General features: G+C 64.0%; 23 protein-coding genes. 12 read left to right on the plus strand and 11 right to left on the minus strand.

Annotated elements, in window-relative coordinates:
- Positions 1 to 200: 200 nt before the first annotated feature.
- Positions 201 to 656: a ribonuclease HI gene (gene rnhA / locus J7643_05215; protein ID MBO9539978.1), complete on the minus strand. Its 456-nt coding sequence runs from the start codon at positions 654 to 656 to the stop codon at positions 201 to 203.
- A gap of 280 nt (positions 657 to 936) precedes the next feature.
- Between rnhA and J7643_05220 the strand changes: the two genes are divergently transcribed.
- The 4 genes from J7643_05220 to J7643_05235 all read left to right on the plus strand — a co-directional run bounded on the left by J7643_05220 (position 937) and on the right by J7643_05235 (position 4147).
- Entirely contained in the window at positions 937 to 1671 is a 735-nt protein-coding gene (locus tag J7643_05220) for an ATP-binding cassette domain-containing protein (GenBank protein MBO9539979.1), read from the plus strand.
- Between the two features lie 81 nt (positions 1672 to 1752).
- Positions 1753 to 2352 (plus strand): ABC transporter permease, encoded by a 600-nt coding sequence (locus J7643_05225; protein MBO9539980.1) that lies wholly within the window; start codon positions 1753 to 1755, stop codon positions 2350 to 2352.
- A gap of 20 nt (positions 2353 to 2372) precedes the next feature.
- Positions 2373 to 3188, plus strand: a complete 816-nt coding sequence (locus tag J7643_05230; GenBank protein ID MBO9539981.1) for a hypothetical protein — start codon at positions 2373 to 2375, stop codon at positions 3186 to 3188.
- Positions 3189 to 3256: 68 nt separating this feature from the next.
- On the plus strand, positions 3257 to 4147 hold the full coding sequence (locus tag J7643_05235) for a YihY/virulence factor BrkB family protein (protein ID MBO9539982.1): 891 nt from the start codon (positions 3257 to 3259) through the stop codon (positions 4145 to 4147).
- Positions 4148 to 4200: 53 nt separating this feature from the next.
- On the opposite strand, the gene hflX is transcribed toward J7643_05235, so the two are convergent.
- Positions 4201 to 5529, minus strand: coding sequence for a GTPase HflX (gene hflX, locus J7643_05240; GenBank protein ID MBO9539983.1), 1329 nt, complete (start codon positions 5527 to 5529; stop codon positions 4201 to 4203).
- A 110-nt stretch (positions 5530 to 5639) separates the two neighbouring features.
- Between hflX and J7643_05245 the strand changes: the two genes are divergently transcribed.
- Positions 5640 to 5999, plus strand: coding sequence for a hypothetical protein (locus tag J7643_05245; GenBank protein ID MBO9539984.1), 360 nt, complete (start codon positions 5640 to 5642; stop codon positions 5997 to 5999).
- Positions 6000 to 6025: 26 nt separating this feature from the next.
- Here J7643_05245 and J7643_05250 read toward each other — a convergent pair whose 3' ends face one another.
- The 7 genes from J7643_05250 to J7643_05280 form a co-directional block, all read right to left on the minus strand.
- Positions 6026 to 6892, minus strand: a complete 867-nt coding sequence (locus tag J7643_05250) for a hypothetical protein (GenBank protein MBO9539985.1) — start codon at positions 6890 to 6892, stop codon at positions 6026 to 6028.
- A gap of 189 nt (positions 6893 to 7081) precedes the next feature.
- Positions 7082 to 7327 (minus strand): hypothetical protein, encoded by a 246-nt coding sequence (locus J7643_05255; GenBank protein ID MBO9539986.1) that lies wholly within the window; start codon positions 7325 to 7327, stop codon positions 7082 to 7084.
- A 197-nt stretch (positions 7328 to 7524) separates the two neighbouring features.
- Positions 7525 to 7842 (minus strand): hypothetical protein, encoded by a 318-nt coding sequence (locus J7643_05260; protein MBO9539987.1) that lies wholly within the window; start codon positions 7840 to 7842, stop codon positions 7525 to 7527.
- A gap of 146 nt (positions 7843 to 7988) precedes the next feature.
- Positions 7989 to 8174, minus strand: a complete 186-nt coding sequence (locus J7643_05265) for a putative motility protein (GenBank protein ID MBO9539988.1) — start codon at positions 8172 to 8174, stop codon at positions 7989 to 7991.
- A gap of 135 nt (positions 8175 to 8309) precedes the next feature.
- Positions 8310 to 8759 carry a cyclic nucleotide-binding domain-containing protein gene (locus J7643_05270; GenBank protein MBO9539989.1) on the minus strand — a complete coding sequence of 150 codons (450 nt, stop codon included), beginning with the start codon at positions 8757 to 8759 and terminating at the stop codon, positions 8310 to 8312.
- 2 nt (positions 8760 to 8761) lie between these two features.
- On the minus strand, positions 8762 to 9310 hold the full coding sequence (locus tag J7643_05275) for a hypothetical protein (protein MBO9539990.1): 549 nt from the start codon (positions 9308 to 9310) through the stop codon (positions 8762 to 8764).
- Complete coding sequence (locus tag J7643_05280; GenBank protein ID MBO9539991.1) at positions 9300 to 10622, minus strand: PilN domain-containing protein; 1323 nt, start codon at positions 10620 to 10622, stop codon at positions 9300 to 9302. Before J7643_05280 ends, J7643_05275 begins: the two co-directional genes overlap by 11 nt.
- Positions 10623 to 10813: 191 nt before the next feature.
- Here J7643_05280 and tadA point away from each other — a divergent pair, with 191 nt between their 5' ends.
- Both tadA and J7643_05290 read left to right on the plus strand, forming a co-directional pair.
- Positions 10814 to 12565 (plus strand): Flp pilus assembly complex ATPase component TadA, encoded by a 1752-nt coding sequence (gene tadA, locus J7643_05285; GenBank protein MBO9539992.1) that lies wholly within the window; start codon positions 10814 to 10816, stop codon positions 12563 to 12565.
- Entirely contained in the window at positions 12532 to 13767 is a 1236-nt protein-coding gene (locus J7643_05290) for a type II secretion system F family protein (protein ID MBO9539993.1), read from the plus strand. Before tadA ends, J7643_05290 begins: the two co-directional genes overlap by 34 nt.
- A 67-nt stretch (positions 13768 to 13834) precedes the next feature.
- Here J7643_05290 and J7643_05295 read toward each other — a convergent pair whose 3' ends face one another.
- Both J7643_05295 and J7643_05300 read right to left on the minus strand, forming a co-directional pair.
- The gene (locus J7643_05295) at positions 13835 to 15508 is read right to left on the minus strand and encodes a type II secretion system protein GspD (protein ID MBO9539994.1); all 1674 of its coding nucleotides are present in this window, start codon (positions 15506 to 15508) and stop codon (positions 13835 to 13837) included.
- Positions 15509 to 15517: 9 nt separating this feature from the next.
- Positions 15518 to 15934, minus strand: coding sequence for a hypothetical protein (locus J7643_05300; GenBank protein MBO9539995.1), 417 nt, complete (start codon positions 15932 to 15934; stop codon positions 15518 to 15520).
- A 525-nt stretch (positions 15935 to 16459) separates the two neighbouring features.
- On the opposite strand from J7643_05300, the gene J7643_05305 reads away from it, so the two are divergent.
- The 5 genes from J7643_05305 (at position 16460) to J7643_05325 (ending at position 21631) form a co-directional block, all read left to right on the plus strand.
- Positions 16460 to 16816: a type II secretion system protein gene (locus J7643_05305; GenBank protein MBO9539996.1), complete on the plus strand. Its 357-nt coding sequence runs from the start codon at positions 16460 to 16462 to the stop codon at positions 16814 to 16816.
- 37 nt (positions 16817 to 16853) lie between these two features.
- Positions 16854 to 17267, plus strand: a complete 414-nt coding sequence (locus J7643_05310; GenBank protein ID MBO9539997.1) for a hypothetical protein — start codon at positions 16854 to 16856, stop codon at positions 17265 to 17267.
- On the plus strand, positions 17264 to 17644 hold the full coding sequence (locus J7643_05315) for a prepilin-type N-terminal cleavage/methylation domain-containing protein (GenBank protein MBO9539998.1): 381 nt from the start codon (positions 17264 to 17266) through the stop codon (positions 17642 to 17644). Before J7643_05310 ends, J7643_05315 begins: the two co-directional genes overlap by 4 nt.
- Positions 17641 to 19011, plus strand: a complete 1371-nt coding sequence (locus J7643_05320; protein MBO9539999.1) for a hypothetical protein — start codon at positions 17641 to 17643, stop codon at positions 19009 to 19011. The genes J7643_05315 and J7643_05320 overlap by 4 nt, the downstream gene beginning before the upstream one ends.
- A gap of 103 nt (positions 19012 to 19114) precedes the next feature.
- Complete coding sequence (locus J7643_05325; GenBank protein MBO9540000.1) at positions 19115 to 21631, plus strand: hypothetical protein; 2517 nt, start codon at positions 19115 to 19117, stop codon at positions 21629 to 21631.
- The last annotated feature ends 41 nt before the right edge of the window (positions 21632 to 21672 follow it).

Consider the following 21672-nt stretch of genomic DNA (forward strand, 5'->3'; position numbering starts at 1 on the left):
GTGAGGTCTTTACCTTCCTTTTCAGGATGGAAAGACCTCGACGCTGAGAATAGCTCCGGCACGGGCTCCCCGCAACAAGTCGGGGAGCCTTTTTGTCGCAAAAAAGTGAGGTCTTTACCTTCCCTTACAGGATGGAAAGACCTCGATGATGAGAGTAACTCCGGGGTGGGCTCCCTTCAACAAGTCAGGGAGAGTTTTCTTTACCGCCGGAAATCCTCGATCGCTTTGACCGCGAGGCGATCGCAGCGCTCGTTGTACTCGTTGCCGGCATGGCCCTTGACCCAGCGCCACTCGATCTTGTGCTGGGAGGCGAGCTCGTCGAGGCGCACCCAGAGCTCCTTGTTCGCTACGGGCTGCTTCTGGGAGTTGACCCAGTTGTTGCGCTTCCAGCCCTTGACCCAGCTCGTGATGCCGTCGATCACGTACTTGGAATCGCTGTAGATGATGATGTCGATCCCGGGCCGGGTGAGCGACTCAAGGATCATGATGGCGCCGATGAGCTCCTGGCGCTGGTTGGTGGATTTCGGCTCGACCGGCGACACCAGCTCCTTCTCCTTGATGAGGGTGTTGCCCTCGTAGGCGAGCAGGACGCAGGCCGCGGCCCCCGGGCCGGGATTGCCCGAGCAGGCGCCGTCACAGTAGGCTTCGAATCGCATTGAAGTGGTTCCTCTAAGCAAGTACCCCTTGATCATACCATGGCGCTAATGCCCCGCTTATGCGGATCACAGCAAACATGAGGCTTGACAACCCGCCCAACGAGGAGCTTCACTGGTAGGTAACTGACAAATGAATAGCACGCCGATTTGAACACAGCTTGCGGGCGTTATCTGCTAAAGCGTGGACGACCCCTCATGGTCGTGTCCGGTCTTTTCATGGACCCTCCACGCATTGGCCCGCCGCGCAAGCACGGCGGGCTTCGCTATTGGGAAGGTACCCATGATTCGACTGGAACGCATCAGCAAGCGCTACCGCCATCCCGAGGGTGGTCACTTCGAGGCCCTCGCCGAGACCTCCCTGACCATCAACGCCGGCGAGGTCTTCGGCCTCATCGGTTACTCCGGCGCCGGCAAGTCCACCCTCCTGCGCACGATGAACCTGCTCGAGCGCCCCGATACCGGGAGCGTCACGGTCGACGGCGAGGAGCTGACCGCCCTCTCGACGACGGCCCTGCGCCACGCCCAGCGCGGGATCGGGATGGTCTTCCAGCAGTTCAACCTGCTTTCGAACCGCACCGTGGCAGAGAATATCGCCTTTCCCCTGGAGATCGCGGGCTGGTCGCAGGAAGCTATCCGGGAGCGAGTCGCCGAGTGCCTCGACATCGTGCAGTTGAGCGATCGCGCCGCCCACTACCCGGCCCAGCTCTCGGGTGGCCAGAAGCAGCGGGTGGGGATCGCGCGCGCCCTGGCTCCGCGCCCCAAGGTCATCCTGGCCGACGAACCCACCTCGGCCCTCGACCCTCGCACCACCCGCAGCATTCTCGATTGCCTCAAAGCGATCAACCGCGATTTCGGGGTCACCATCGTCCTGGTGACCCACGATATGCAGGTGATCCGCGCCATCTGCCACCGGGCGGCCCTGCTCGACCAGGGGCGCCTCGTGGAAGTGCTCGCGGTCCAGGACGGCGAAGCCCGGCCCACCACCGCCCTCGCCCAATCGCTGCTGGAGGTCTAGCCCGTGGAAGACTTGCCCATCCTCGAAAAACTGACGCTGCTTGCTCCCGAGATCCTGCAAGCCTCTCAAGAGACCGCCCTGATGCTCGGCATCGGGCTCTTGGCCGCCATCCTGGTGGGCGGGCCGCTCGGGGTGCTGCTCTACCTCACCCAGCCGCAGCAGCTCCTCGAACGCCGCCTGCTGAACGGGCTGCTCGAATGGAGCGTGAACCTCATCCGTTCGTTCCCCTTCATCATCCTGATGGTCGCGCTGGTGCCCTTCACCCGCACGGTGACCGGCAGCAGCATCGGCCCCCTGGCGGCGGCCGTGCCTCTCTCGATCGCAGCGATCGCCTACCTCGCCCGCCTCGTCGAGCAGAGCCTGAAGGAAGTCCCCCGCGGCGTCGTCGAGGCCGCGCGAGCCATGGGCGCAAGCCCCCTTCAGATCGTTTTCAAGGTCCTCTTGCCCGAGGCGCGCGCGGGCCTCGTTTCGGGATTGACCATCCTGTGCGTCAGCTTCCTTTCCTACTCGGCGGTGGCCGGCGTCGTCGGCGGCGGGGGGATCGGGGATCTGGCCGTGCGCTACGGCTACTACCGCTACCAGACCGACGTGATGCTCGTCCTGGTGGCGCTGCTCGTGGTCGTGGTCCAGGCGATCCAGTGGCTCGGGAACCGGCTGTCCACCATGCTGGACAAGCGTTGAACAAAAGGAGCGAACGCGTGTTGAAGCCCCTCGTTAGAACTCTCGTCGCATCGAGCCTCGGCTGGCTGGTCCTCACCCAGGCCGTCCACGCGGCGGCCCCCAAGAAGGAAATCGTCATCGGCACCAGCGTCGGCGACTTCGGCGACATGGCGCGCTTCTCGATCAAGCCCCAGCTCGAAAAGCGAGGCTACAAGGTGCGCCTGGTCGAGTTCACCGACTACGTGCGGCCGAACCTTGCTCTTGCCGAGGGTGCCCTGGACGTCAACGTCTTCCAGCACAAGCCCTACCTGGATGGCTTCGTTCGCGAGCGGCGCCTCCCCCTCACTGCTGCCTTCCAGGTCCCGACCGCACCCCTCGGCCTGTACGCAGGGCGCCAGAAAGCCCTCACTTCGGCCAAGCGCGGTACCACCGTGGCCGTCCCGAACGACCCCACCAACATGGCGCGGGCGCTGGTCATGCTCCGGGATCTGGGTTGGCTGAAGCTGAAGCCCGGGATCGATCCGCTCCGGGCCTCGCAGCACGACATCGCCGAGAACCCGAAGGGGGTCCGCCTCATCCAGCTCGAAGCCGCCCAGCTGCCGCGATCGCGCTCGGACGTGGACTTCTCGGTCATCAACGGCAACTACGCGACCAGCTCGGGCATCCGCCTGACCGAGGCCCTCTACCAAGAGAAGAGCGACACCTACGTGAACTGGGGGGCCATCCGCACCGCCGATCGCACCCAGCCGTGGGTCAAGGACCTGATCGCCGCCTATCGCTCGCCCGACTTCCAGCGCTGGGCCCGGCAAAAGTTCGCGGGCTACAAGTTCCCCAGCGACTGGGCGTCCCAGCGATAAACACTGGCCGTCTCGCTCTTCTCGACGCCCGCTCTCGTCTTGCATGGTGAAGCCGAGGGAGGGCGTCGATGGCGTACTGGCAGAAGGCCCTCGACAAAGGGCGGGCGATCGCACGCGACCTCGCCTCCATCTTGAAAGACGTCGTCCGCGAAGCCGCGCGCGACAAGATCAACCTGCTCGGTGCAGCCCTCGCCTATTTCAGCCTCTTCTCGCTCGGCCCTTTGCTCTTCCTCGTGATCCAGATCGCCGGACTGGTCTACGGGGTCCAGCTCGCCGAACGCGAAGCGCTCACCCAGGTCCAGGGCTTCATCGGTCCCGGCGCCACCGAGGCCCTCAGTGCCCTGCTCCAGGCCGCCCATCGGCCGCAAGGCGGCCTCTTCTCCGCCGTGATCGGCATCGCGACGCTCATCGCCGGCGCCTCGGGCATGGTCTTGCTCATCCAGGACGCCCTCAACACCATCTGGGGGGTGCCCCCAGCCAAAGCAGGCAGGCCGCTCGCCAGGGCCCTGCGCGCCCTCGAGAAGTACCTGTTCGCCATGGGCGGCATCCTGGTCGTTGGCTTGCTCTTGCTTGCCTCGATCATCGTCGGCACCCTCATGGAGACCTTCCAAATCCCGCTCGAAATCGCGCTGCCCGGTGGGGTCGGCCTTTGGCTCTCGTTGAACGAAGCCCTCTCGTTCGGGAGCATCACCGTCGCGTTCGCTTTGCTGTTCCGGTACGTCCCCGACGCGATCGTCAGCTGGCGCCACGCCTGGCAGGGCGCCTTCGCAAGCACCCTGCTGTTCGGGCTCGGCAAGTACGCCCTCAGCCTCTACCTGGCGCGCAGCAACCTCGGCAACCTCTACGGGGCCGCCGGGTCTCTGCTCGTACTCTTGGTCTGGATCTACTACTCGGCGGTGATCCTCTTCGTGGGGGCCGAAATCACCAAGGTCCAGGGAAAACGACAAGGGCCGTCGTAAAACCGACGACCCTTGTTCTCAAGCGAAGCGCCACCGCAGCAGCGCCGAGCGTCCTAGGTGAGCGACTCGATGACGTGACCGGCTTCGGCCTGGAGCTGACCCAGATCCTTGGGCGAGATCATCACCCGCATCAGGGTATTGCCCTCGTCGTCATACTGCGTGTCGAGGATACGGGCACGCTGGTGCAGAAGCGCGACCGCACGGTGCTGGGCGGGCGTCAGGCGCAGGTGCAACTCGCGCCGATCCGCTTCGAAGCGGCGCTGCACGACGGTCAGGAGATGCTCCAGCCCCTCGCCGGTCTTGGCCGCGATCGCAACCGAGTCGGGGTAGAGGTGCGCGAGGCGATCGCGCTGGCCCGTGCCATCCAGCCGATCCACCTTGTTGAAGACCATCAGCACGGGCTTCTCACCGGCGCCGAGCTCCGCGAGGATCTCGTTGGTCGCGAGGATCTGGTCCTCGAAGACCCGGTGCGACGAGTCCACCACGTGCAGCAGCAGATCCGCGTCGTTGATCTCGTCGAGAGTCGAGCGGAATGACGCGACCAGATTCGGAGGCAGCTTGCGGATGAAGCCGACCGTGTCGGTCAAAAGCACCTTGTCGTCGGAGGGCAGGGTCAAAGCCCGCATGGCCGCATCCAGGGTCGCGAAGAGGCGATCCTCGGCGAGCACCCCCGCCTCGGTCAGGGCATTCATGAGGGTGGACTTGCCCGCGTTCGTGTAGCCCACCAGCGACACCTTGTAGGCCTCGGTGCGGCCCTTGCGGCGATGCTCAGCCTGCTTGCCGATCTCTTCGAGGTCGCGCCGCAGCTCGGCGATGCGATTCTTGGTCATGCGGCGGTCGAGCTCGATCTGGGACTCGCCTTCGCCCTTCATGTTGACGCCGCCGCCCCGCTGCCGGGTGAAGTGGCTCCACATGCCTGTCAGGCGCGGCAGCAGGTACTGGAGACGCGCCAGCTCGACCTGGGTCTTGGCCTCCTTGGTGCGCGCCCGCTGGGCGAAGATGTCCAAGATGATGCCGGTGCGGTCGGTGACAGGCTTCTCGATGGCGGCTTCCAGGTTGCGGCCCTGGGCCGGGGACAGCTCGTCGTCGAAGATGACCGCGTCGGCTTCGAGGGCGGCCACCATGGTCGCGATCTCCTCGACCTTGCCGCTGCCGATGTAGGTCGCAGGGTCGATCGCCTTGCGCTCCTGGATCACGCGCTGGAGGACCTTGAAGCCCGCCGTGTCCGCTAGGAGAACGAGCTCGTCCAGGTGCTCGTCCAGCTCTTCGCGCTTGCGCGAGTCGCGAACCACGCCCACGACGATGGCCGTGCGCATCTCCTGGGGGGCGATCGCAGCAGCGTTCTTGGATTTCTTGAGGAGGTAATCGGTCTGATTTAGCATAAGTCCTCCATCATACCAGAGGCCCCGGTGCGACGAGATCGAAAGAAGCACGCAAGGTTATGATTTTATTAACGATAAGATAGGAGAGCTTAATCCAACAGGAGTTCCAAATGTCGACCACGATCGGTTACTCGCAATCCTCGCGCCATCGCCTTCCCCAGCCGCCGCAGCAAAGGCTCCGGCAGCCGGCCGCGCGACCCGTTTCGGACGAGGGAGTGCGCCGGATGCAGGCCGATCAGATGCAAGCCAATCGGATGCAGATCCGCAAGACCGAGGCCATGCCGCAGCCCAAGTTGGAAGTGATTGGCGCCGTCCTGCTTTTCGTCGCCCTCAGTCTCGGGCTCGGCGTCGGGCTGGGCGGAGCACCCGTGGCCATCGGGATCGGCATCGGCTGGCTGAGCATCGCCCTGGTCGCCTTCGTCTGGTCGGACCTCTCGCTCGCCTACCACGTGTGGCAGAGCCGCCGCTGACGCGGCGGCTCTTTTTTCGAGAACGCTTACTTCCCGATGCCCAGGATGTCCTTGAGGATTCCCGTCAGGGGCTTGGCCTTCGCCTTCTGAGGGTTGACCCCGGGCGGCAGCTGGGGAATCTCGACCTCCACCGGCGCGGGGAAGAGCTGCTTGAGCACCGGATCCGCGGCGAAGGACGTATGCAGGTTGCGCAGCTGGTTGATCTTGCCGGCGAGGCTCGAGACCTTCATGGTCGTCGCGGCGAACTGGAGCGCTTCCTTGCCCTTGAGGGTCTTGAAGTGGGCGAGGCTCCGGTCCTCTTGCTGCAAGCAGGTCAACGCGTCCTGGTAGAAGTGAAGGGCAGCATTCGCCTGCTGGCTGAGGGCGGAATTGCTGTTCAAACGCGCCTTGAGCTGATTGACGATGGGCGTCTGGGTCGGCGCGAGCTTAGCGGGCTGCCCGAGGGCCGCCTTCAGGACGCTGATGCTCGGGGTCTGCTCTTCGAGGACCAGCTTGGCGTTGGCGATGACCAACTCGGCTTCGGCCAGGCGCATGGTGAGCGCGGCGCTCGCGAGGGCGGCAGGGTCGGTGGCGTTGATGCTCTCCTCGAAGTTACCGGCTGCGCCGCGGACCGTCCGGTACATGTTCAGCTTCGCTTCGATCGACCTGATCTCGGCCTGGGCCTGGGGCGTGTTGACCCCCTTGAGCTGGGTCAGCTTGCCTTCGTACTCCTTGGCGAGCTTGTCCAAATACGCCAGGGCAGAGGCGAGTTCGCGCTTCTGTGTCTCGAGGGTGTTGACGAGCGGCTTGGTGGCCCGCGCCTCGCGCGCGGCGTTCTCGCTCTTCAACTGCTCGGCCCGCCGCATTTTCTCTTCGAGCGCGGCGCGGCTAGGGGTGCTCTGCTGATTGCTCATGGTATGCCCTTCCGTGAACTGCCTGATGATGAACAAGCGAGTATCTTATGCCCGCATCAGGCCCCGTTGAAAAGCACTTGGCGCTGAAATATGTTCAAGCGCCAGTGCCAAAAGAAGTTCAAGCGCCAGTCTCCATTGAAAAGCACCTGCCGAGAAATTCGGCAGGTGCTCGCGTGGAACGCCTGAAGTTTAGCGCTGGAAGAAGGCCTTCATCAGGTCCTTGATGGAGTTCATCACGTTGGTGATCATGCTGATCTCCATGTTCAGCTTCTGGAGGCGGGCCTGGACCGCGGCGGTGTTCGCCTTGGGGTCCTCCAGCTGCTTGATGAGGTCATCCATCTGGGTCATCTTCTTAGCAACGGCCTCACTGGCGTTGCTGACCGCCATCGTGGCGTTGGTAGCGGCGCTATCGAACCCCTGCAGACTGCTAGCCATTTCGAATCCTCCTCTGTGCGTCGTGCGATACCAGCGATTGGTGAGGTAAGACGTTCACCCGGCGGCTTTCGCTCGGCGCCCTCAACCTGCTTCCTTCACCCTTATGCCACTTGCTTGGTTATTTCTGACGCCATTTTACAGACATTTAAAACGAACTTGACGGACACCTTAAATTCAAATGTTCAAGCACTTCCGTATCAACAAGCGCTATCGCTGATGTCCGCGACCTCCTGGCCGGTCTTCAAGAGGGCCTCGTAAACCCGCTTGCGGCGGAGCAGATCCGCCAGCATGACCGATTCGAGGGCGCGCTCGGGCAAGGGCGAGGCCGGCGGGGTCGTTGCGAGCGGGGCCTCGTCTTGATCCAGCAGCGCCAAGGCCGCGCGCAGGCGCGCGCTCGCGCTCAGCACTTCCTTGAACGTCTTGGCGCGGGCGAAGGCCCGCACCTCCTCGGCCAGTGCCTCCAGCTTCCGGATGCGCGCGTCGCAGGCCCCCCAGTTGAATTCTTGCGACATCATGGGCCACCTCGATGACAAGCGAGGGATTTCCAAGGAGATTATCGGCGCGAAAGCATCAAGGGTTGAGCGGCCACGAGGCGATCCTCGCAAAACGACGACGCCGGTCGTGGACCGGCGTCGTCGTGATGGCGTAGGGTTTCTCTCCCCTAGACGTAGAGGTCGACCTGGCTACCGCCCGGCCTTGGGGCCTGGGGAATGCTTGCGAGCAACTGCGCGTTCTGCTGCTCGTTGAAGTTCATCTGCTTTTTCAGGACCGAAACCCCAACGTACAGCGCAGCGCCCCCGGGGGTGCTCGTGGCTGCGATCGCGGAATTCGAGATGGGACTGCTCATCAGACCTCCTTGGAGCGCCTCACAACAAGGTGCCGGCCACCGGTCGTCACCCGTCCACCATACCCCGAACGCTCCCTGGCCTGCATCATCCGGCCGTTAAAGGTCCGCAAAAGCTTCGTTGCGCGTAGGTTACTCCTACGCGTTCGTGAGGCGGCGGTGCAGAGTCTTCAGGTCCGCGTCCAGGTCCGCCATGATGCGGTGCAGGCGACCACAGAGCAGGCGGTAGAAATCCAGCGCGAAGGCCGGATTCGAGCTCAGGTACTCCCGCAGGGCGGTGACCGGAATCTCGATCAGCTCGACCTCCTTGAAGCTGCGGGCCGTGGCCGAGCGAAGGCTGTCCTCGAACAAGGCTCCTTCGCCGAAGACGGCCCCCGCCTCGAGAATCGCGAGGCGCAGCTCGATCCCGGGCGCCGTCTCCTTGAGGATCTCGATCAGGCCGGCCTTGACCACGAAGAGGTGCCATCCCGGCTCACGATCGGCGAAGACGACGGTTTGAGGCGCGAGGGTCCGAAGCTCGCCGAGCGCGAGCATGGCGTCCCACCCCTCGGGATGAAGCACGGCGAGGTCTTGAAGCGACTGAGACACGGTCAAGGCTCCTTTGCTTGGAAATAGTACGAGAGCGTCACTTCGGCCTCGAGGCGATCCGCCTGCGGGTCCACCGCCCGCACGATCAGCGCCTCCATGGTCAAGAGACGATCCGGTGTGGCGAGGCGACGTACGAAGGCATCAATCGCCTCGTAGGATCCCGCGAGACGCACCTTGGCGCGGGTGAAGGTCTCCCCTTCCGCAGCCGTCGCCTCGTCCAGGGTGGTGGCGAGCAGTTGCGCGCCGCTCGCCGCCACCTGGACATCCAGCGAGCGCTGAATCGCGAGGCTCGGCGACTCGCCCGACGCAAGCAGGATCGGTGCAGGCAAACGCAGGGCCTGGGCCTCGGGCTGCGGTGCACTGGTCGCAAGCGCGGCTTGGAGCGTGGCCTGGGCTTCCTGGGCCCTCGCCAGCTCGGGTGCGATCTTCGCCAGGCGCGACATGGCCGGATCGATGAGCAGCATGTAGAGCAGGACGGCCTCGACGAAGAAGCCGAACCCCATCAACCAAGCGAGATCTCGACGCGAGAAGCCCGGCTTCTTACTGGGCATGGAGCCCCCCTTGCGCTGTCCCGCGCACGGCGGTGATGGTGAAGCGATAAACGATGGCGCCCTCGCGCTCTTCCTGGGTGATCTCGGGCACCGTGACGGAGGAAAGGGTGCCCTCGCGTCCCAGGACCTCGGCGAACGAGACCGGCGCGGTGCGAGAAAGGGCATACCCGACGAGGGTCAGCGGCTTGTCGGGTTCTAGCCGCGTCTCGGTGAGCCATACGTCGGAGGGGATGAGCTCCTGCAGCATGCTGAACAGACGCGCCGACTCCACCGAAGCCTTGAAGGCCTTCTCCTGGAGGTTCTCGGTCCCGCTCGCGCTGTTTCGCTGCGCAAGCTGGGTCTGCAGCAGTTGCGTCCCCTCCTGGATCCGAGTCAGGGCGTCGCGCTGGGTGCGTAGCTGGCCATCCAGGTAGATGCTGATTCCGAGCCCGACCCCGAGCAGGCCTGCAGCCGCGAGGATCGCGCCCCATTGGCGGTTGTCGAAGGTACGCTTGGCAACCACCCGCTCGGGCCCCAGATCAAGGGCGAAGGGGAAGGCGTCGGGGCCGTAGGCCGCAGCGCCGTCGAGGGCCTCCAGGTGCGGGCCGTCCCCGCGCAACGGGCGCGTTTCGACGTTGAGGTCGGTACGCCCGCGCAGGACCTCCGCGAGCGGCTCGGGCACATCCAAGAGCAGCCAGTCGCGCACGCCCACGTCGAGCAGGCTCCGCTGCAGCTCCACCAGCGCCTCGTCCAGTACCGTGGTCTCGCCCCGCCGCAGGGCGGCGACGTCCAGGTAGATGCTGCGCCAGTTGGTGAGGCGGCCTTCTTGCCAGACGGCCACGTCGAGGCCATGCCCCATGGCGCAGATCAAGCCATGGGGAGCCGTGGCCTCGGCAAAGTGCGGCGCGTCGGCGAAGCCGCGCATCAAGGCGAGCGCGAGCGGCTCCACGCTGGTGACCTCGACGCCGGCCGACGCGCAGACCGCGAGGATCGCATCCACGAAGTCGCGCCTCAGGGCCGCGAAGAGCAACGAGAGGGTTTCGGGTTCCTGGTTCAGGATGGCGAAGTCGAGCGCAAGCTCCGCCCCGCCGAAAACCCGATAGCGCTCGGCCTCGGTCCGGACCGCAAGCTTGAGTGCGTCGCGGTCGGGGAGATAGGAGAGCGGCAAAGAAAGCACCCGCATGATCGGGCCATCGAGAGCAACATGCGCCTGCTTGGCCCCACCGACCCGGCGGATCGCTTCTCGGATGGCTTCTTCGAGAGCCACGGGATCCCCGAGGACGAAGTGCGCGAAGGGCGAAGCGTCAGCGGGGCCGAGGGCACCGGGCGGCAACGGGCAAAAGGCCTCGTTCCCACCAGCGACCCCACGCAGGGCGACTCCTTCGGGCGCGATGACGAGAACATGACGTTTAGAGGGCTTCAAGCGCATCACAGCCGGCTCGGTAAGGGGTATACTGCTGATACAGCAAGGTGCATGACAGTGTCATCATACACCTTCCCGCCTGACGATTGGGTGAAGATTCGATGGATGCTTCCAGACCCCGCTCCCTTCCAAGCATCGGCCGCAAACTGGGCGAACTGCTCGTGGAAGCCGGCCTCGTCGAGTCCGGCCAGATCGACCGCGCCCTCCAGGAGAGCCGCCAGACGGGCGAACCGCTCGGCAAGATCCTGCTCAAGCGCGCCCTCATCACCGAGGACCAGCTGGGCCACATGCTCAGCGCCCAGGCGGGGACCGATTACGTCCAGATCGGCGAGCGCGAGTTCAACCCGGACCTGATCGACCTCTTCCCGCAGGAGTTCCTGTCGCGCCACAAGGTGCTGCCCCTGCGCATCCAGGACGGCAACCTCTACGTGGCCATGGTCCACCCCAACGACGTGGACACCCTGGACGAGATCCGCTTCATCACCGGCCTGAGGCCGAAGCCCCTCGTCACCACCAGCAAGGAGTTCGACGACGCTTACCAGGCGCTGGTCCGCAGCGTGCAGGGGCAAGTGTCCGACGCGATCGCCTCGATCCGCATGGAGCACCGCGAGGAGAGCCAAACCGCCTCCCAGCAGCGCCTCGCCGACGAGATCGCAGTCGAAGACCAGCCGGTCGTGCGCCTGCTCAACTCCATCTTCCACGACGCGGTCAGCCGCGGGGCGAGCGACGTCCACATCGAGTCGCGCGAGAAGGTGGTGCGGGTCCGCCACCGCATCGACGGCGTGCTGGTGGACGCGACCGATATCCCCAAGGACCTGGAGGCCCTCACCCTCTCGCGCCTCAAGATCATGGGCAGCATGGACATCGCCGAAAAGCGCCGCCCCCAGGACGGGCGCAGCCGCATCTCGGTGGGCGGTCGCCACTACGACCTGCGCATCAACGTCATGCCCAACATCTGGGGCGAGAAGGCCGTCGTCCGGATCCTGCGCCCGGCCATGCTGGTGGGCGGCTTGGACAACCTCGGCCTCTACCCTGAGCTGCACGCCAAGCTCAAGGCCATGATCGACTCCCCTTACGGCATCGTGCTGGTCACGGGGCCCACCGGTTCGGGCAAGACCACCACCCTCTACTCGGCCCTCTACGAGCTCAACTCGCCCGATCGCAACCTGCTCACGGTCGAGGACCCGGTCGAATACCCCATGGAGGGGATCTGCCAGACCCAGGCCAACCCCAAGGCGGGCCTCTCCTTCGCCGACGCCCTGCGCGCCATGCTGCGGCAGGACCCGGACGTCATCATGGTGGGCGAGATCCGCGACCAGGAGACCCTCAACGCCTCGGTCTTCGCGGCGCTCACGGGCCACCTGGTGCTTTCGACCATCCACACCAACGACGCGGCGAGCACTCCAAGCCGCATGATGGAGATGGGGCTTCCCGCCTACCTCCTCACCTCGGCCCTGCGCGGCATCATCGCCCAGCGCCTGGTCCGCAAGCTCTGCCCCCACTGCCGCGAGGCCTACACCCCCGACCCCGCCTCGGTCCCCGAGCCCCTGCGCCGCGGGCGCCTCTACCGCAGCCGCGGCTGCTCGCGCTGCCAGCAGAGCGGGTTCGTCGGTCGGGTCGGCCTCTTCGAGATCCTCCCCATGACCCACGCGGTCCAGGAGCTCATCAACCAGGGCGCCCCCGCCTACCGCATCCAGGAAGCCGCCCAGCGTGACGGCATGGAAGGGCTCGCCGAGGACGCCCTGCGCAAGGTCTACGACGGCATCACCACCCCGACCGAGGTCGCACGCGCGCTCGGTGCGCGCTGGACGGAGACCCTATGCCAACCTACCTCTACCGCGCCGTCGACCTAGAATCCCAGAAGCAGGTCGAGGGCTCGATCGAAGCCCAGGACGATCGCGAAGCCCGGGGCGCGCTGCGCTCACGCGGCATTCTGCCGCTGCACATGGCCCCACTCGAGGGCGAAGCCCCTGCTCCCGCCTGGCTGACGCGCGTCGTCGAAATCGCGACCTACCGCCCAGTCAAGGGCGGCGAGCTCTCCATCTTCATCCAGCAGCTGGCGGCGCTCATCGACGCGGGCCTGCCCATCGTCGAGGTCATGGTGATCCTGGAAGACCAGGTCAGCAACCCGACCCTGCGCGCGGCGATCGCCGAGATCCGCAAGGATCTGCTCGGCGGCACGATGCTCAGCGAAGCCCTCGCGCGCCACCCCCGCGTCTTCTCGCCGCTGTTCGTGAACCTGGCCCAGGCGGGCGAGGTGAGCGGCGCTCTGAGCATCATGCTCTCGCGCCTGGCCGAGACCACCGAGAAGAACCTCGAGATCGAGCGCAAGGTGCGCTCGGCCCTCACTTACCCGGCGATCCTCGCAGTGACCCTGTGCCTGGTGGTCGGGGTCATGATGGCCTTCGTGGTGCCGACCTTCGAGACCATGTATCAGAAGGCCCACAACCAGCTGCCCATCCCGACGCAGATCCTGCTCGGCATCAGCCACGGCCTGCGCGAGCACGGCGGGATGGTGCTCCTCTTTGTCGTCTTTGTCGGGATGGCGTACACCTGGTTCAGCCGGACCGAGGTCGGACGCCTACTGGTGGATCGGCTCTGGCTACGCCTGCCGGTGATCGGGCAGCTCATGGTCGAGCAGAGCGCCAACACCTTCACCCGCGCCTTTGCGACCGTGTACGGGGCCGGCATCCCCATCATCGGTGCGCTGGATAACTGTCGACGCATCGTCCGAAACCAGGCCATCCATGACGTGCTCGCCCAAGCCGAAGAGGGCGTCAAAGCGGGCAACAGCCTCTCATCCGGCCTGATCGGCACCCCTTACTTCCCACGGGTCCTGGCCCAGATGATCGCCGTGGGCGAATCCTCGGGGCGCATCGAAGAGCTCGCCGCCAAGGGCGTATCCTTCTCGGACCGGGAGATCGACTTCAAGATCAAGCAGCTGACCGCCATGATGGAGCCTGCCATGACGATCGTCATGGGCCTCATCGTGGGCTTCATCGCGCTTGCGCTTTACCTTCCCATGTTCGACCTTCCGAGCCTCCTGAAGAACTGAGCGACATCGGGCAAAATGCCAAACACCCCGTTCGCCGCGTGGCGAACGGGGTGTTTGGCGATCAGGCTCAGTCCAAGAGGACCTTGGGGGTCACGACGATCATCAGCTCGGTCTGAGACTGCTGGTTACTCGTGCTGCTGAACAGGTGCCCCAAGAGGGGGATGTCCCCGAGGATTGGGAACTTGTTGCGCGTCGAGATGGTGTTGGTCTGCGTCAGACCGCCCAACGCGAGGGTCGCGCCGGACTTGATGGTGACCTGCTGTGCGATGAGCTCGCGGCGGCTCAAGAGCGAGAGGGTGTTGTTGAAGGAATCCTTCTGGGTCTCGCGGACCGACGAGACCGACGGGTGAAGGCGCAGCGTCACCGTGCCGTCTTCACCAATCTTCGGCAGGATGTTGAGGGTGACCCCGGCGTTCCCATAAATGGGCTCGGCGATGATCAGGCCCGGCGTTGCCGTGGGGTTGCCGGTGAGGTTGGGGTTGGATATCTTCATCCCCTTGATCACCTCGTCCACGATGTTGATCTGGCTCTCGGAGTTGTCAGTGGCGAGGATGGTCGGGTGGGCGAGCAGCTTGGCTTGCTTGCTCTGCACCATGGCGTTCAGCTTGGCACGAAAGACGCTCGTCAGGTTCGCTGAGGGATCGTAATTGATCGTCAGACCCGGGTTCGCGCCCGTGGGGTCGAACGAGGCCCCGACCGGGTTCTGGCCGCCGCTCAGGGTCGTACCGAGCTCCAGGGCTTGGCGGCTGCCGGTCTCGATGACCTCGACCTCGATGGCAACCTGCTTGAGGCGCCGATCGAGCTGGGGAATGACCTCATCAGCGATCGCGAGGGTCTCGGGCGAGCCCAGGACGATGACCGAGTTGCTACGGCTGTCGGGCACCGCCACCGAGTCCTTGGCCTCGACCTGGACGGTCTGACTCTGGAGCTTGCGGTGACGAACCACCGACGCCGTATCGCTCAGCTCGGTCCCCGAGCCGGTGCTGACCCCGCCTTGCCCCTCGGTCACGGTCTCAGCCTCGACGTTCAGGTTCTCGGTCTCAGTGGCCTTGTTGCCGTTGTTGAAGACCGTGGCGTTGAGCAGGGCGGCGACCTGAACGGCGTTGGCATGGCTCAACTTGTAGATGCGGCGATCGCGGGGCTTGTCGAGCGAAGCGATGGTGCGCTCGGCAAGCACGAGGTCCGCGGGCGCCCCCACCACCAGCACCGAGTTGGTGCGGGGATCCGCCTTGGCGAGCTCCATCTGCTGGCCCACCTGGTTGGTATTGGTCTGAGCCCCGACGTAGGGCCGGGTCAGCACCGAGGAGTTGAGGAACTCGGCGATACGCTTTGCGCTCGCATAGCGCAGGGTGAAGACCCGCGATCCGCTCGAGAGCAGGCCTCGCTCGAAGGCCTGCTTACGCCCGACCACCGCGAGCACGCTCCCCTGCTTGAAGGCCTGAAGCCCGCCCATGGCGAGCAGGGACTGGAGGGCATCGCCCAGGCGCACGTCCTTGAGATCCAGGTTCACCGCCTGCGGCAAGTCGTCCTCGACCACGACGTTGAGGCGGCCCTTCTGGGCGACCAGACGGATGGCGTCCTTGAGCGGCAGGTTCGCGATCGACACCGAGATGGTCCGCTCGAAGGCGCCTCCCTTGAGCACCATCGGATCCTCGGTCGGAACCGCGAAAGCCGGCGCCGTGAGGGTGATGCCGAGCGAGAGGGCACAAGCAAGACGGGTGGTGGCCAGGTAGGTGGACATGAAGGGCTCCTAGGAGGTGGGAAGGCGCTTGGTCAGAAGGCGGCCGTTCTTGCGCAGCACAATGCGGTCGCTTGCGATCGAGACGAGGGTCGCGCCCGCCACGCGATCGCCGACGCGCAGAAGGCGCAGCTGGCCGGCGATGCGCATAGCCGCGAGGGCCTCGTCGTCGTCGTACGCAACCCCTCTGAACTCCACGTCGGCAAGATCCGACTGGCTCCGAGGTGCGGCTGAAGGCAAGGCAATGGTCGGCAGAGGCGGTGCGGCTGAGAGGGGCGGGATGCCCGGCTCGACTCGGCGCGCGCCGATGAGCGGGCGAAACGGATTCTTGCGGCCGAGCACGACACTCCCAGCGACCGAGGGAATTTCGGGTTCCGGAACAGCAAGCGCCGAGGTCTGCGCTGTGAGCAGCATGAGCGTCATGCTCAACGTGATCATTTTTTTCAAGGGACCCACCGTGCCGAACATCTCCGTGCCTGCCTCACCCGCCTACGTACATGAAATCATCGTCAAGAATGTGAAGACTTCGACAAGAACTCAAGAAAGCGTAAATTTCTCTCATCTTACCCGAGGGAGCTGAAGAAAAGCCTTAACAAGACAAGTTCTTAACACGATTGAGATGAAATTATCACCCTCTAGAGAACCACTTCAAAAATCAGCGCTTTCCCTTGCTTGATGGAAGCAGGATCAGCGAATCGCAGGATGGCAATTTCAATCAAATAGGGGGCCAGCACCTAAAAAAATAGAGGGTAAACCCCCTATTCGAAAATACGCCGCGGTGGTAGTTTTTCTTCGGATAGTCAGACGCAGCTTGCGTATTAATTACGTAAGCTGAGGAAAATTAAGGAAAAATTCAGATTCAGAGCGTATGATTCGGCTCGGTTCCGGCTCCTCGGCCGGCAAGAACGGAAGCGTTCCAGAGTCTTTTCGGGCGACAGGAGGCCCGCACGACCAATGAAGAATTTGATGAGCCACAAGAAGGCGCAGCGCGGTTTCACCCTGATCGAGCTTGCGATCATCATCGCCGTCCTCGGCATCCTGGGCGCGGTTGGCGCCGTCAAGATCGCCTCGATGAACGAGGATGCCAAGAAGGCGGGCGAGCTGACCGCCGTCAGCAATGCGCGCTCGGCCCTTGCAATGGCCGTCGCAAAGGCTAATGGTGCAAAAGTTACTCCGACCAACGTCGCGGACAACATGGACGGCACCACCGCCGTCTCCGGGGTGGACATCACCTGGGGCAAGTACAAGGTCACCCTCACGGGTAGCCAGACCGACGTGACGGGCGTTGCGACCGCTTCTTACACCCCCTAATACCGGCTTCCCGATAGCCTGCTGAAGAGGGTGAATCTTGCGATTGCCAACGCGCAGCGGCGATTCACACGGAAGACAGCATCAGAAGGGCTCGATCCTTCTGATGCTGTCCCTTATTGTGTTCGTCTTCATGTCCGCCTCGGTAGCGCTCGCCTCTGCGCAGCTCGTTCATGCCAAAGCGACACAAGCCCAGTACAGCAAATTCCTGGCACAAATGGCGGCCGAAGCCGGGGTCTACGCCTCCTTTAACGCCACCCAGAGCCTCAACCCCACTGAGCTGGACAGAGGAAATGGTCGCATCATCCGATACGAGACACGCATCTTGGGATCTTCACCCACATTTGGGATCCAGAGCACCGGCTCGGTGACCGTGCACGACTTCACCTACATCAGCATCATCCAGGCGACGGCGAGCAACGGCATCATCACGCAGTGGAGCTACGGCTCATGAGGTGGCGTCATCACGCGGGCTTTACGCTTGTCGAAGTCTCAATCGCCATCGCCATTATCACCATCGCCTTGGTCCCGGCCACCATCATGCGCCTCAAGGCCGCGCAGGCCAACGTAGCGATCGAAGAGCGCGAGAAGTTCGCCATCCTGGTACAGCGCCTGCTCGAAACCAGGGTGCGTGCCGTACCATTCGCCGCACTCACGAGCGTCAGTGGCGTGAACGATCCCGACACGAACTTGAAATACGACATCGCCTTTTCGCAATACGCCACTCCCTCGCCTTCCATCAACAAGGTCACGATCACGGTCTATCCCTCTAACTCCGCCATCCCGATCGATCGCCTCGTGACCCTCGTCGCAAAAGAGGCTACCCCGTGAAGTCCATCCATCACGCCAATCATTCTTTCCAGCGCGGGCTGACCTTGGTCGAGATCATGGTGAGTAGCCTCATCATGGCGAGCCTTATCGGCCTCATCGGCTTGGTCGCCTTGAACAGCTTCAAAATTGATTACACGCAACGGGGCGACGACCTTAATCACTTCAACTTCAACCGTCTCACCGAAGCGTTCTACAACGATGTGCACGCAAGCTCGGCGCTTAGCAGTGCAACGGTGGACGGCAAGCGCATCGTCTTGCAAAAGGCGGACGGCTCAGGCTTCATCACTTACGAGATCGGCACGAAGGCGGTCAAGCGCGGCGAGAGTGCTACCGCGGCTTCCTCGCCCCAAAAGTGGGAAGAGCTGACGGACTCGTCCATGTTCGCGATCGCCGCCGGCAGCTTCGCCTCCTTCAAGGCGGACGGCTCGGCCCCTGCCTCCCTGAAGGACGTCCGCCGCATCGACCTCAAGGACCTCTTGGCCACCCTCAACAACAACCCCCAGAGCAAGAAACTGCCCTTGCTGACCGCCTACCTGCGCAGCGTCGCAGCTCCCTCGCCCACTCCATCCTCTGGCCCTGCCAAGGCCTACGCCGTCCTCACGGCAAAGAACCTCACCTACGCGGGGAACACGGGCGTCACCTCCACTCCCTCAGGCAAGGCCGACGTCCACGCCAATGGTAACCTCACCCGCGAGGGGTCCTCGAACATCGACGGCAAGGTCACCTACGGTGGCACCTACACCACCGACCGCGGTGGGCACTCGGGTGGGATCCCCACCAAGGCCGACCCCGTAAAAGTCCCGAGCTATTCCGCCGCCCAGTTACTGTCCCTCGCGAACAGTGCCAAAGCCAACGGGAACAAGGACATCGACCAAGCAAACAGCGACCTCGATCGCACCCCCTGGCAAAGTGGCAAACGCTACGCGACCCTCAAGGGGTATTACAGTGCGAAGACCACCGGCAAGAAGATCTTCTTCGGCGGCGTCTGGGAAGTCACGGTCGAGGGGGTCGTCTACATCGAGGGTGGGCTACAGACGGACAACACCTTCGTCCTCAAGGGCAACGGCCTCGTCATCTGCACCGAGCCCATCGTGACCGGCGGCAACACCGTGATGCGCGAAGGCGCCTCCCCGTCCGACCTCGGGCTGGTGTCACTCTCGACGCGCTCCGATGCGATCTCGACCGGTGGTACGAGCTATATCACGGGCGTCCTCTTCGCTCCCAACGGTGGGATCATGCTGACCGGAGGCACCAAGATCACGGGTTGTATCATCGCAGGCGGCGCCATCGACCTGCGCAGCAACAGCGTCCCCATCGTCGAGTTCAACGCGAACCAGTCCCTCTCCATCCTCCAGGCCACCTACTAACGACAAAATCGTTACGTCCCCTTGCCCTTTGAGGGCAAGGGGACGTACGCTAAATCAGCCAAGTATCATACTGGCCATTCGTCACAATAGAGGACCCTCCTTCATGAAAAAGCTTTGGCTCCTGTTACTACCGCTCGCGATAGGCGCTTGCCGCCCCTCCTTGCTCAGTGTCCCGACGGTAGGAGAGGCGACGCTCACCGTCACGCCCAAGGTGACGAGCGGTGCGTTGCAGACGCAAGCCATCGTTCAGGCCTACACGCAAGCCGATATCGATCACCTGGTCGTGCGCCTCTATACCGTGGACGGCCAGACCGCCACTCCGGTGAGTCACGGCGGCGTACCGGTCGAGGTCGACGTGGCGAGCGGCTCGCTCTCGATGCCGATCGTCCTGAACCGCCTGCACAGCAACACGAAGTATCGACTGCATGGCTTTGCCTACAAGGCGCCGGGCACCGCCGAGAGCGATCGCATCTCGACGCTGGATCAGTACTCGTACACCGACGTGTCGGTGGGAACCTCCGAACGTCCGACGATGGCCTCGCTACCGGTCAGGCTCCTGGATCAGCGCTTCGCGGGCCAGGCGACCGGCTCCTTCGTCATCCTGCCCGGCGGCCTGATCAACCTCACCGAGACCCTCACGGCGATTCCCGGCAGCGGTGGAAACGGCGGCCAAGGCGCAGGGGTGGAGACCTACGCGGGCGTCATCTATCCGCCCCAGAACACGCTGGCGACCGAATGGCCGATCTCGGCGGACCGCTGCGTCCCGGCACCCAACGGGTCGATCTACTTCTCGGCCCCCGCCGAACACGTCATCTACAAGATCGACCCGAACGGCATCCTGTCCGTCTATGCCGGCACTCGGACCCAGGGAACCCTCTCGAACGGACCGGCGACCTCGGCCAATCTCAACTACCCGACCGGGCTTTGCGTCGATGGAACCGGGGTCCTCTACTTCAGTGATTTTTCCAATCACCAGGTCGCCAAGATCAGCACCGATGGGATGCTCACGATCGTCGCGGGCACCGGTGCTCCCGGCAATACGGGCGACGGGGGAGACGCACTCTCGGCCACGCTGCGCAACCCTCAGGAACTGGCGCTGACCGCCTCGAACCAGTTGATCATCGCCGATTACGGGAACGACCGTGTACGCCGCGTCGCCGGCGACGGCAAGATCAGCACCATCGCGGGCCGAGGTCCCTGGGGATATTCGAGTTCATCCGAGATGTCGGTATCGCCCCCCACTGACGCCTACGTGAAGTCCCCGCGCTGGCCCTTCGTGGACGGCAACACCATCTACATCTTCGACACGGCCTTCCCCACCCTCTTCGCCTTCACCGTCGGTGGCAGCTACACCCGACAAGCGGGTGCCGTCATCAACGGCAACTGGGCCGGCTACAACGGAGACAACAAGGCGGGCACGTCGGCTTTTCTCAGCTACGAGCCGTCCAATATCGTCAAGGAAGCCGGCACCGGCGCTCTGCTGTTCGGCGACGGATCCAACCATCGCTTCCGCCAGCTCCTGAACGGAACGATCACAACCAAGTGGGGCAACGGCACCGGGGGCTACACCCCTGACGGCCAGTCGATCGTGAACAGCGCCGTCAACAACCCTCAGTCGCTGTTCATAGACCCCAACGGCAACTACGTCTTCTCGGACCTCGGCAACCGCCTCATCCGCCGGATCAACGCCGCCACCAACGTGATCACCACCATCGGTGGCAACCGCTCGACGGAATTCGCCGGCAACAACATCCAGGCCAAGCAGGCGCGCTTCGGCTCCCCCACGGCGCTCGCGCTCGATGCCGCGGGCAACCTGTACGTGGCCGACCCCACCAACCATCGCATCCGCAAGATCGACACCACGGGCGTCGTGACCACCTTCGCTGGCACGGGCTTCGCCGGCTTCAGCGGCGACGGCGGCAACGCAACCAGCGCTCAGCTCAAGAATCCTCAAGGGGTCTGGGTGGATGCTGCCGGCCAGGTCTTCATCGCGGACACGGATAACAAGCGAATCCGAAAAGTCGCCAGCGGCACGATCACGACGGTGGCGACCCTCAACGGGGACCCGGTGTCCGTGGTCGGCAACGGCACGATGCTCTTCATCGCAGACGGATCGAACGGGCACATTGTCCAGGTGGCCAAAAACGCATCCAACGCCACCCCGACGCTCTTCGCGGACGTAAGCGAGTATGCCTGGCCACAGGGCTTGGCGCTGGACCCTTCCGGCAATCTCTACATGACGGACGCTTATTACTCGAAGGTCCTCAAGTTCGACGCGAACGCCAATCCATCCGTGTTCGCTGGCCAGGACGAAACAATCGGCTGGTCGGGCGACGGCGGTCCCGCCACGGCGGCAGCCTTGAACTACCCGTCCAACATCACCTTCGATGCCAGCGGAGCCGCCTACATCGCCGACAGCGGCAACTACGTGATCCGGCGCGTGGGGACCGACGGCAAGATCACCACGGTCGCCGGCGTCGGCGAAGTGAGCGGCTATCTGGATTCGGCAAATCCACTACTGGCGCGCTTCGATTACCCGATGGGAATCGCCGTCTCGGCGAATGGGACCCTCTACATCAGCGATTACAACAACAAACGCATTCGCAGGTGCCTTCCTTAGCGGCTTCCCGTTAAGGCGCCCAGGCAACTAAGAATCGTGAA

Source organism: bacterium, assembly GCA_017744355.1.
In the GTDB taxonomy this organism is placed as follows: Bacteria; Cyanobacteriota; Sericytochromatia; order S15B-MN24; family UBA4093; genus JAGIBK01.

What these genes read in the sequence shown, in the direction of transcription:
- J7643_05305 (MBO9539996.1), top strand. Translation starts at nt 16,460, where the DNA reads ATGAAGAATTTGATGAGCCACAAGAAGGCGCAGCGCGGTTTCACCCTG.
- J7643_05250 (MBO9539985.1), bottom strand. Translation starts at nt 6,892, where the DNA reads ATGAGCAATCAGCAGAGCACCCCTAGCCGCGCCGCGCTCGAAGAGAAA.
- J7643_05235 (MBO9539982.1), top strand. Translation starts at nt 3,257, where the DNA reads ATGGCGTACTGGCAGAAGGCCCTCGACAAAGGGCGGGCGATCGCACGC.
- hflX (MBO9539983.1), bottom strand. Translation starts at nt 5,529, where the DNA reads ATGCTAAATCAGACCGATTACCTCCTCAAGAAATCCAAGAACGCTGCT.
- J7643_05260 (MBO9539987.1), bottom strand. Translation starts at nt 7,842, where the DNA reads ATGATGTCGCAAGAATTCAACTGGGGGGCCTGCGACGCGCGCATCCGG.
- J7643_05295 (MBO9539994.1), bottom strand. Translation starts at nt 15,508, where the DNA reads ATGTCCACCTACCTGGCCACCACCCGTCTTGCTTGTGCCCTCTCGCTC.
- J7643_05275 (MBO9539990.1), bottom strand. Translation starts at nt 9,310, where the DNA reads ATGCCCAGTAAGAAGCCGGGCTTCTCGCGTCGAGATCTCGCTTGGTTG.
- J7643_05225 (MBO9539980.1), top strand. Translation starts at nt 1,753, where the DNA reads ATGCTCGGCATCGGGCTCTTGGCCGCCATCCTGGTGGGCGGGCCGCTC.
- J7643_05220 (MBO9539979.1), top strand. Translation starts at nt 937, where the DNA reads ATGATTCGACTGGAACGCATCAGCAAGCGCTACCGCCATCCCGAGGGT.
- J7643_05325 (MBO9540000.1), top strand. Translation starts at nt 19,115, where the DNA reads ATGAAAAAGCTTTGGCTCCTGTTACTACCGCTCGCGATAGGCGCTTGC.
- J7643_05245 (MBO9539984.1), top strand. Translation starts at nt 5,640, where the DNA reads ATGTCGACCACGATCGGTTACTCGCAATCCTCGCGCCATCGCCTTCCC.
- J7643_05265 (MBO9539988.1), bottom strand. Translation starts at nt 8,174, where the DNA reads ATGAGCAGTCCCATCTCGAATTCCGCGATCGCAGCCACGAGCACCCCC.
- J7643_05315 (MBO9539998.1), top strand. Translation starts at nt 17,264, where the DNA reads ATGAGGTGGCGTCATCACGCGGGCTTTACGCTTGTCGAAGTCTCAATC.
- J7643_05290 (MBO9539993.1), top strand. Translation starts at nt 12,532, where the DNA reads ATGCCAACCTACCTCTACCGCGCCGTCGACCTAGAATCCCAGAAGCAG.
- J7643_05255 (MBO9539986.1), bottom strand. Translation starts at nt 7,327, where the DNA reads ATGGCTAGCAGTCTGCAGGGGTTCGATAGCGCCGCTACCAACGCCACG.
- tadA (MBO9539992.1), top strand. Translation starts at nt 10,814, where the DNA reads ATGGATGCTTCCAGACCCCGCTCCCTTCCAAGCATCGGCCGCAAACTG.
- rnhA (MBO9539978.1), bottom strand. Translation starts at nt 656, where the DNA reads ATGCGATTCGAAGCCTACTGTGACGGCGCCTGCTCGGGCAATCCCGGC.